The 9,831-nt window shown below is 34.9% G+C and carries 9 protein-coding genes; 1 reads left to right on the top strand and 8 read right to left on the bottom strand.

Annotated features, from left to right (window positions below):
• Window positions 1-1,190: 1,190 nt before the first annotated feature.
• The 7 genes from ACFFIS_RS10125 to ACFFIS_RS10155 form a co-directional block, all read right to left on the bottom strand.
• Window positions 1,191-2,804: an ABC transporter permease gene (locus ACFFIS_RS10125; RefSeq protein WP_446686910.1), complete on the bottom strand. Its 1,614-nt coding sequence runs from the start codon at window positions 2,802-2,804 to the stop codon at window positions 1,191-1,193.
• A 25-nt stretch (window positions 2,805-2,829) separates the two neighbouring features.
• Window positions 2,830-3,711 carry an ABC transporter ATP-binding protein gene (locus ACFFIS_RS10130; RefSeq protein WP_390187329.1) on the bottom strand — a complete coding sequence of 294 codons (882 nt, stop codon included), beginning with the start codon at window positions 3,709-3,711 and terminating at the stop codon, window positions 2,830-2,832.
• 83 nt (window positions 3,712-3,794) lie between these two features.
• Entirely contained in the window at window positions 3,795-4,421 is a 627-nt protein-coding gene (locus ACFFIS_RS10135; protein ID WP_320378200.1) for a TetR/AcrR family transcriptional regulator, read from the bottom strand.
• 432 nt (window positions 4,422-4,853) lie between these two features.
• Window positions 4,854-6,422: a recombinase family protein gene (locus tag ACFFIS_RS10140; protein ID WP_390187331.1), complete on the bottom strand. Its 1,569-nt coding sequence runs from the start codon at window positions 6,420-6,422 to the stop codon at window positions 4,854-4,856.
• A 1-nt stretch (window position 6,423) separates the two neighbouring features.
• Window positions 6,424-6,840: a recombinase gene (locus tag ACFFIS_RS10145; protein ID WP_390187333.1), complete on the bottom strand. Its 417-nt coding sequence runs from the start codon at window positions 6,838-6,840 to the stop codon at window positions 6,424-6,426.
• Window positions 6,840-8,402 carry a recombinase family protein gene (locus ACFFIS_RS10150; protein ID WP_390187335.1) on the bottom strand — a complete coding sequence of 521 codons (1,563 nt, stop codon included), beginning with the start codon at window positions 8,400-8,402 and terminating at the stop codon, window positions 6,840-6,842. Before ACFFIS_RS10150 ends, ACFFIS_RS10145 begins: the two co-directional genes overlap by 1 nt.
• A 53-nt stretch (window positions 8,403-8,455) precedes the next feature.
• Complete coding sequence (locus ACFFIS_RS10155) at window positions 8,456-8,683, bottom strand: SHOCT domain-containing protein (RefSeq protein WP_320378197.1); 228 nt, start codon at window positions 8,681-8,683, stop codon at window positions 8,456-8,458.
• 173 nt (window positions 8,684-8,856) lie between these two features.
• Here ACFFIS_RS10155 and ACFFIS_RS10160 point away from each other — a divergent pair, with 173 nt between their 5' ends.
• Complete coding sequence (locus ACFFIS_RS10160; protein ID WP_390187337.1) at window positions 8,857-9,342, top strand: hypothetical protein; 486 nt, start codon at window positions 8,857-8,859, stop codon at window positions 9,340-9,342.
• A 166-nt stretch (window positions 9,343-9,508) separates the two neighbouring features.
• On the opposite strand, the gene ACFFIS_RS10165 is transcribed toward ACFFIS_RS10160, so the two are convergent.
• Window positions 9,509-9,831: N-acetylmuramoyl-L-alanine amidase (locus ACFFIS_RS10165; protein WP_390187339.1), on the bottom strand; the 323-nt coding region annotated here is incomplete at its 5' end.

Genomic DNA, 9,831 nt, shown 5'->3' on the forward strand with positions numbered 1-9,831 from the left:
CTTATTGAATCCAGTAACGACATAGAGTTGGACTAGACTTACCCCCAATTTTGGTGAAAATAAAAAGGGACGAAAGCCGATTGGATCCGTCCCGAATTTATATTGAACTTTTATTGAAAAAGCCGATTGAAAAACGACTGAGTACATGTTAGACTGCCCGCTGCTCTTCCTGTTTCCTTTACCACTTCGATACCAACTTAGTTCCATTAGGGAAGAACAAAGTTACGTGGGGAAGGAGAGAGTTACAGGGAGATACCTTTATTTCAAAAACCAACAATTGCTGTCTACGGTAACACGCTTTGCCACGTTCCATGTACATCAATACATATATTCGTACAGCTTAACGGCATTGAAATATTAGATTACTCCTTTATATGTTTAGCCCAATGCTATCTAGTTGAATCCCTTCCGAATTCAATTTGAAAATCATTCATTTAGATATAACTATTGAATTCATATTAGAATCCTACTGATCCTCTTAACTCCTTTATTCCATATTATGGATGCAATATTACAAACTAAATTTAATTCTTCTTTCTAACTATGTTACATGAAAAAATAAATCACCGAAAACGCCACTCCCAAACCCGCATTCCTTCGTCCGAGTTAAAATAAAGATTTCCGACCGAACCCCCATTTTCACACTTTTCAACCCCAAAAACACCGCTTTTTCGCCTGTTTTTCACACACTTTTTCACTGTTTTTTCAGAGTTGGAATAAAGATAACCGAAATAAAAGAAGCCCGAAAAAAGAATAAACCTAGTAGTAGCAAGGGTTTTCAAGAAAAAGACCCCGAAATCGGAAATGTTTATTATAACGAAATCAGGGTCAGAATCGGAAATGTTTATTTTTACTAGGTGATTTATTTTTTAACTAGACAAATTTCCTCTCCAACCTCGCAACAGCCTCAACATGGGACGAGTTGATAGAATGGATGTATTTGCGATTTTCATCAAATCGGTCGTATGTGGAAACATATCGACTAATTTGTACGTTCGTGGGAACATATCGACTACCTTTCTAATGGTTGCCAAAAGAATCGAAATATAATTCTAGTTTAGAATACATCTATCCTTATTAAATATATGAAACCTGCAATAATAAAATTTAATTGGTTTCATCGATTAATGTTAAAACCTACAACACCAGAATTTAAATCATTAGTTTACACGATTTACTATTCAATCAGTTTAAGCTCCTTCATTCATATCCCGTCTACTATAACCCAAGAAACCTATTACTATTAAAGCAATGCTAATCATAGTAACTGTAAGAAAAACTGATGCTTCAAAATCATCCATTGGCATTTGAGGTATCCAACTTTGTATAGCAGTATTTAAAAACCATTCCGGAAGGTCTATTAAGCCGCTAAAATAATTTAATAAAAAAGAGAATGTAAGATAAATATACACTACTTTACCTAGTTTCGGTGCCCATCCAAGAGCTAACGCTGCTAGACCTATAAAGAATAAAACAGAAGGGAAAAGGTTAAAGCCAGCAGCAAGAAAGTCAACTATATCCATCTCTCCGCTATTCCCCATCGTAGAGATAGCAGTACCTCCAAGACTACCTGCTGCTAATAAAACTCCTAATAATCCTCCTAATATCGATAACCCTATACTAGTCCAATACAATTGACTGCGAGTTACTTTTGTTGCATAAATCTGACTTAAGTGTAATCGGCTTTCTTCAGAAAAGAGTTTATTTACAATCGCAATTGGTAGAATAGAAACCAAACCAATCAAAACCATCATAATTGTGCCCGTGAATGATTCTTCAATAGAAAATCCTGCGTGAGAAAACATTTGTTTCATCATTTCATTACTTTCTAGGAATGTCTGCATATCTCCATAAATCGAACCATAGGCAGCACCCATAACAACAAATGCGATTAACCAACTAATGATGACACCTTTATTAATCTTTATAAATAATCCCCGGACGGACAGTAAAGACTGCTTTGCACTTTCACGCCCTTCTTTTTGCGGTAAATAGCCAGCCCCCATATCGCGGCCACCTTCAAGTGAAAAAGCTATGAACACCACTATTATACTGAAAATTAAAGCAAAAATAAGTGGAAACCAATTATTATCTGTAAAAGGAAAAGTTAAATATGTCCATCCCAAAGGATTCATCATAGATAAGTCAACATTGGAGACATCTGTTCCAGCACGAACAATGTAAAGTAATCCCACAATCCCAAAAGATGATCCCGTTGCAGCCGATGACGTGGGCATAATTTGTGCCATTATTAAAGCAATCCCAGCACCAATAATCCCTGCCATTCCGATTGATGCCCCGTATAACACGGAACCATGAATAGAAATCGTATCGGCCCCGAAACTTATCATTACTCCTGCAATAAAAAGTGCTAGTATACCATTGATGAAGACTATCTCTGCTATTGCTGCAAGAGAATTTGCTTGACGACCTATTTGAAATGAACGCACTAGCTCAGTAAGGCCAAGATCTTCTTCTTTACGAGTATGACCTATCACGTGTAAAATAGATATTATCATCGCAAACAAACCACAAAACAACAACATTTCATGCGCATACATTGCTCCTAAGGTATAATCAGCTCCTGTTTCAACTGGAGTCGGACCCACCATAGAGATCATTGCGGGGTTTTGCAAAGTTTCGAACATTCCGACTAAACCTTGCCCTTTTGCTATTTCTTTGAAAGCTGGAACAAATCCAGCCGAAAACATGCCAAGTCCCAATACCCATATAATATTTTTTTTCCAATCTCGTTTTAAATACTGTAAAAACAATGTGTCCCAACGAGCGAATTTTTCTTTCATAATAATTTTTCCTCCTTCCCACGGCTTAACTTTCATAATGACGCATAAACAAATCTTCGAGTGTTGGCGGTATAGATTCAAACCTTGTGACACCTAATTTGCTAGCTTCAATCAAGATATTATTGAGAAATTGATTATCGGCAGAGAATGTTGCTTGGCTATCATTTTGAATAAAATCATGTACTCCATCTACAAAAGCCATTTTTGATACATCTCCACTTGTCACTAAAGTGACAGTAGACCGAGTTAAATGTCGTAATTCATCAAGGGTTCCAGTTTCAACAATTTCACCTTGGCGTATAATTACAACCTTATCTGCTAATCGTTCTACCTCACTTAAAATATGGGAGGACAATAAAATAGCTTTACCAGATGCTTTAATTTTTTCAACTTCTTCTTGGAAAACTTGTTCCATTAAAGGATCAAGACCAGATGTCGGTTCATCAAAAATATATAAATCAGAATCAACAGATAATGCTGCAATCAATCCAACTTTTTGACGATTGCCTTTTGAATATCCTTTGGCTTTTTTCTTAGGGTCTAATTCAAAACGTTTAATTAAATAATCGCGCTTTTCTTTATCTCCACTACCATGTAATTTGATGAAGAGATCGATAATTTCTCCCCCCGTTAAACTTCCCCAAAGGGCAACATCTCCAGGGACATAAGAAATGCGCTTATGAATTTCAAGACTATCCTTCCAAACGTCCTTACCGAATATCTCGGCAATACCAGCATCACGTTTTATAATACCTAATAGGGCACGAATAGTTGTAGATTTCCCAGCACCATTAGGACCAATAAACCCAACCACTTCCCCTGACTTTATCGTGAACGACACGTCACGCAATGCTTGAAATTTACCAAACTTTTTTTGTAATCCTTGTACCTTTACAATATCGGTCATAATATAGACACCCTCTTTTAAAATTTTTTAGATAAAAATCTAAAACTACTATGTTTTCATTTCAATACACCTTTAATTCAGTTTTATTTATAAAAGCTGTATTTCAGTAATTCGGCATAAACGTTCCACTCTTCTAGATATTTCTCTCCAAATTTACCAATATCCTCAAAGGTAACCAATTCCTTTAGTCCTTTCTCTCCTATACCAAACATCGTCCAATTCAAAATTTCAATTGCTTTTTCAATATCAATTCCTTCCCGGAATTTAGAGTAATCAATGTCTTTATATAATTTATTCATGGCTTGATTATAGATTGGATTGAGCCTTTGTTTAATGATATCCTTGACTTCTACAGACTCCTCTTGTTTAGTTGATGCCAAGAAATCGAATGCCTGTGGGTACTTTTGTTGAACATAGAACTTTTGTAAACCAACTCTTTCGATTCTTTTAAATAGATCAGTTTCAGACAAGTCAATTTGTTCATTTAGATTCATGATTACTTGACTACCATACTCAATCAAGTACAAGTAAAGATCCTTTTTACTGTTAAAATAGTTAAACAGCGAGCCTTTTGAAATATTAGCTCTTTTTACAATTTCGTTAGTAGATGCTTTTTCAAAACCACTTTGGACAAATTCTTTTATAGCTGCGTTAATAATTTGCTTTTGTTTTTCTGGTTTTAAGTTATTAAATTTTGAATAAATGATCAAAACCACCTTTCTTTATAAAATAATGACCCGACCGGTCATTAAAAGTATATCAAAATTGACCGTTCCAGTCAATATGAAATGAAGCAATTAAAAATAACATATCCTTAAAAACAACTATTCATTTACATGCATTTACATAATATGATAAAAATAAAAATTCACCTTTGTTAGATAGGTATTTTTTAAGCTTTAGCATTGCTCTTCACGTAAATTCACCTCAAAGCCTGATTATGTTTCATTTTATTTTTTAATAAAATATTACTGTAATTTATCTTAAAGAAATTCAAAACAGATACCAAAAAACAAATAAAAATTGTTGTTTTGGTATCTGTTGAATTTTTATCTTCCATTTTAATTATGTTAACTTAAAGGGGTGGAGTAATATATGTTATACAAATGTTAAAATGTATTAGAATTAAATCTCCATGTATTTTAAATATCCTTTTCGATTTCAATTCCTGATTTAAATTCAATTGTTAACTCCCTGTCACGAATCGTAATCTTCTCAATCAATCGCCTTATAAGTAAGTCATCGTACACTTCAAATTGCTGCGTTTGTTCCTTTAAAAACTTTGTCATTTCTTCGATTCGTTGCCTGAGTCCTTCACGTTCAGCATTTTCCAACATTACTTCCTGCTTCAATTCCCGCAGTCGATATATTTCATCGGCTACATCATCATAATCTTCTTTTGAATTCGCAAGCCTGAGAAGTTCTATTTGAAGTTCTTCTAGTTTTTCATCAATATCAGCTGTTGGTTTATCTGCTTTTTCATTCAAAACTGTTTCAATATTTTCTATTAATATATTTAAATAATTATCTTTGTTTCCCAACACTTCATTGATAGCTTGTACTACGGCTTGGTGAAGTTCATCTTCTCTTATTGTTTCTGCATTGCAAAGATGCGTTTTTCCTTCTAGCCTGCTAACGCATCGCCACACGATAGATCTGTATCCTCGGTTATTCCAATGTACCCTTCGGAAAACATCTTCACATTCTTTGCAAAAGACAATGCTCGACAAGGCATACTTGCTGCTATACACTCGTTTCTTTCCAGTTTTTCCGTTTCGAATATTTGCTCTTCGCATCATTTCTTCTTGAACTTGTAAATAAATCTCTCTTGGAATGATTGGTTCGTGGTTATTTTCAACATAATATTGTGGAACATGCCCGTTATTTACAACTCGTTTTTTCGTTAAAAAATCTACGGTATATGTTTTTTGAAGTAATGCGTCCCCGATATACTTTTCATTTTGCAGTATCTTTTTAATCGACTCTGGCCGCCACTTAGACCGTTGAGCTGCGGTAAGTATCTCATCCGTTTCAAGTCCACGTGCTATTTGAACTAAACTTGCTCCTTCTAAATATTCCCGGTAAATCCGTTTCACAACTTTCGCTTGTTTTGGATTGATGACTAGTTTGTTGTTCTCATCTTTGGTATAGCCTAGAAAACGATTATGGTTCACTTGCACCTCACCTTGCTGATATCGGTATTGAATGCCAAGTTTTACGTTTTGGCTAAGTGACTGACTTTCTTGTTGTGCCAGAGATGCCATGATGGTGAGCATAATTTCTCCTTTGGCATCCATTGTATTGATGTTTTCTTTTTCAAAAAACACAGGTATTTCTTTATCTTTCAATTGCCTGATGTACTTTAAACAGTCCAGCGTGTTTCTCGCAAAACGACTGATGGATTTTGTGATAATCATGTCAATTTTTCCATTCATGCTATCCTCAATCATCTTATTAAACTTCTCACGCTTTTTGGTATTTGTCCCAGATATTCCATCGTCCGCATAGATACCTGCAAGTTCCCATTCAGGATTGTTCTGAATATAGGAAGTATAATGTTCTACTTGAACTTCATAACTGGTTGCTTGTTCTTCGCTATCTGTTGATACCCGGCAATAAGCTGCCACTTTCAACTTTTTCTTATCCTCTGCATCGACATTACTTCCCCTTCTTCTTGCCGGGATAACTGTTACGCTTCTTGCTAATGACATTTTAAGTCACCTCTTTTTTTATTAAGCTGTATACATATTCTGCTTGTTTAATTGGATTGTCGTATTTGTTTTCTACTTTTCCGATTGTAAATTTAAAACTGGGTGTAAATGTTTCTTCCGCTTTCGTTCTATTTAAACGCCCTAGTTTTTTCGCTCGTTTAAACCTTTCTTCCTTCAACTGTTCAAATTGCTTTTTTGAAATTAATCTAGGGAATATTTCATTCCCTAGATACCTTTCATCTGTTAATATTCTAGTAATTCCACCATGTGATCGATTAATACCAGTATATTTTGCTGCATTAGCTAAAGATTTTCCAGATAAGTATGACTGGATTAAAAGCTTTAATTGCTCAGATTCTCTGGCATGAGTTTCAATTTTGCCGTTTACTATTTTATATCCAAAAGGTGTGTGTGCCATCAGCGTTCAATCCTTTCTCTAAGTGTAATGCCACATTTCAAATGAAATCCTATCTCATTAGGTGAATACACAATTACCTTTCTTACAATATCTTGAAAGGTTTCTTCATCAAATGAAGCCATAAAATTTCCCCGCTTAAAATATTTAATGAGCCGCTTCACTTCATTTAGCTGATTTGAACCATCATTTATTGAATATAGTAACTGTTCTCTTTCTTCTTTTAGCCTCATATGCCGATGGGTCAATTCGATTTTCTGTTCATTAAAAATTGCTGGTTCTAAAAACCCTTTTGTCATTAATTGAATTAATATATTAAGTTCATCTTGTGTAACTTCGAGTTGTTCTTCTATTTCGGTAATCATTTGATAGTTTTCATCTTGGTTTGACGTTTCTAGTTGTTTGGATAGTGGGATTAATACATAACTATAACCAAACTTTAGCTTATTCATCATCGTAATAAATGCCTGATGAATACGTTCTTCTCTTATAAAAAGCATCGAACATTTATCTTTGTTTTTAATGTGTGTAGAACAGCACCAAGCGATATATTTACTATGCGTGGAAGTGTGAATTCTTCTTTTAAAGGTATCGCCACATTCCGCACATTCAATCTTTCCTGAAAAAGGATAGCGATTTAAATACTTTCTACTTCCAGCAGCTACATTCTTTTGGCTTGCTTGATATTCTAGCATCCGATTAGCGGCTTCAAAATCAGCATGTGTGATGATTGCTTCATGGTGATTTTCAATTAGGTATTGATCCAATTCACCTTGATTTATTTTTCGGTTAAAATGCTCATCAGTAAAAGTCTTTTGAAGCAGAACATCCCCAGTGTACTTTTCGTTCTTAACAATTCCACGTATCGTAGACCCTGTCCAATTGCCATTTCGTTTTGTCGGAATACCTTCTTCGTTTAACTGCCTGGCAATCCGCTCTGTTCCCACTCCTTTAAGCACACTATTAAATATCCGTTTGACTACTTTTGCTTGTTCTTCATTTACAACTACTTGTTCATCGATATAATGGTAACCGTATGGTGGATATGATAATTTATAGGTTCCACGTTTGAATCGTTGTCTAATCGACCATTTACTGTTTTCGGAAAGTGACACTGATTCATTTTCTGCAAGGCTACTTAAAATTGAAAGCATGAGTTCACTTTCCATAGAATTTGTATTGATGTTTTCTTTTTCAAAATAAATGTGAACATCTAAGTCCATCAATTTTCTAACCAGTTCCAAACAGTCAATTGTGTTTCTCGCAAATCGACTAATTGATTTCGTTAAAATGAAGTCAATCTTTCCTTTTTCACAGTCAGATATTAAGCGAAGCAATTCTGGTCGTCTATCCTTTTTTGTTCCTGTAATACCTTCATCACTGTAAATATCGACGAGCTGCCATTCATCATTCTTTTCGATTAAAGTTTTGTAATGACGTCTTTGTGTTTCTAAACTAATAAGTTGATCCTCATTTGATGTTGATACTCGTATATAGGCAGCGACCTTTTGTTTTGGTTTTCCTATTGAAGATGTTGCTACATCGAGTGTTGTTATCTTTCTCATCCACTCACCCTCCCTTCTTGTACGTGACATATTAGCGTTAGAACACTGTAATATCAAGGTTTATCGCTCATTAAAGGGCCTAATAAAGGATTGAATTTTTTACGATTTAATTTACTTATTTGATTGAATTCTTCCGGCGAAATGAGTTCTCTTTCAAGTAGTTTAGTGAGCATTTCTTCAGCAAGAAGAAAGTTGAGTTCATTTTGAAGTTGCTTTTCAGTTGGTTTTGTTGGTTTATTACTGAGTGTTTGATCATTAGGTGAGAGTCTTGTCATTCGCATATGGATTTCCTCCTAAATATTCTTCTACCTATATGCGAAAAAAAGCGAGGTTTCGAACCCCCTCTTCTATTAATTTCGATAATAGTTGATATGTGTTTGTAGTTGGGGATATAATAAAATTAGATTATTCAATAAATTAGTCAGTATCTAAAAAATGAAAAGAGTGGAATGACATGAAATATTTATCATACGATGCTCACGTGGCATTAAATATGGATTGCACAAGCGAGATAGAAGTACTGAAGTTGGAAGAGGAAGTATCCAAAAATGCTAAGGCATACCGAAAGATTTTCGAAACGTTGGTAAACCGACTCCCAAAACCAGTTTTCGATCGTTTCAATGGTTGGGGGTTTCACGATTACGAACTTGTTAAAGTAGAAATTCAACATACCAGCCTGCTGCATACCGATATTCACCTAACTTTGTCTGGTAGCGATAAATGGAAAGTGAGTTTTAAGGATACGTCACTATTTCAATTCCGACATCTTAATTATCACAATGAAAAACCTGCATTGAGTCGTGAATTGGACTATTGGTTATTCGAAGAATTTTTGCCGGTTGACAATGCAATGCTCTCTTTTGAAGCGAACTTCTCATCTGGTGGAAACCTGCTGATTCATTTCCCAGATGGAGCGGTTTCAATAGAATGCTTAAAATGACTTGGGACTATATTAAAACGGGCGTGATTGTGGAAGAACAAATACTAATTTCAGTTACAACCGAGGAGTATAATCGTACTCCACGGTTGTTTTTAATTTACTCATACTTCACAAATGCATCTTTAAACCCAGCTTTCTTCGCTTTCTCCAGCTGCATATCTGCATTCTATTTCACACTATACGCACCAATCTGTACACGATATAGTTTTTTACTATCAGTTGATGGTTTAGTAGTTGTCGTTCCTTTTGCTAATTCTTTTTTCACATCTGCTCGGAATGTATCCATTGACTTTCCATGTTTGGAAAACCAAGGACGCGGGTCACCATGATTACTAGCAATCTTCTTTTGATAACCTTCATAATGGCCGATGATATTTTTCTCCGTTAATTTGTATTGTTTACAAAGATAAGCAGCAAGTTCAACCGCTTCTTTATAAACTTTATTAAAGTATGTTTTATCGGTTAAATTATCTTCACAGATTTCAAAAC

Origin of the sequence: Paracerasibacillus soli (assembly GCF_042432965.1) — a bacterium.
GTDB classification, from domain to species: domain Bacteria; phylum Bacillota; class Bacilli; order Bacillales; family Amphibacillaceae; genus Paracerasibacillus; species Paracerasibacillus soli.

Coding starts and splice junctions, on each gene's coding strand:
- ACFFIS_RS10145 (WP_390187333.1), bottom strand. CDS start 6,840: ATGGCACACACACCTTTTGGATATAAAATAGTAAACGGCAAAATTGAA.
- ACFFIS_RS10125 (WP_446686910.1), bottom strand. CDS start 2,804: ATGAAAGAAAAATTCGCTCGTTGGGACACATTGTTTTTACAGTATTTA.
- ACFFIS_RS10150 (WP_390187335.1), bottom strand. CDS start 8,402: ATGAGAAAGATAACAACACTCGATGTAGCAACATCTTCAATAGGAAAA.
- ACFFIS_RS10155 (WP_320378197.1), bottom strand. CDS start 8,683: ATGCGAATGACAAGACTCTCACCTAATGATCAAACACTCAGTAATAAA.
- ACFFIS_RS10140 (WP_390187331.1), bottom strand. CDS start 6,422: ATGTCATTAGCAAGAAGCGTAACAGTTATCCCGGCAAGAAGAAGGGGA.
- ACFFIS_RS10130 (WP_390187329.1), bottom strand. CDS start 3,711: ATGACCGATATTGTAAAGGTACAAGGATTACAAAAAAAGTTTGGTAAA.
- ACFFIS_RS10160 (WP_390187337.1), top strand. CDS start 8,857: ATGAAATATTTATCATACGATGCTCACGTGGCATTAAATATGGATTGC.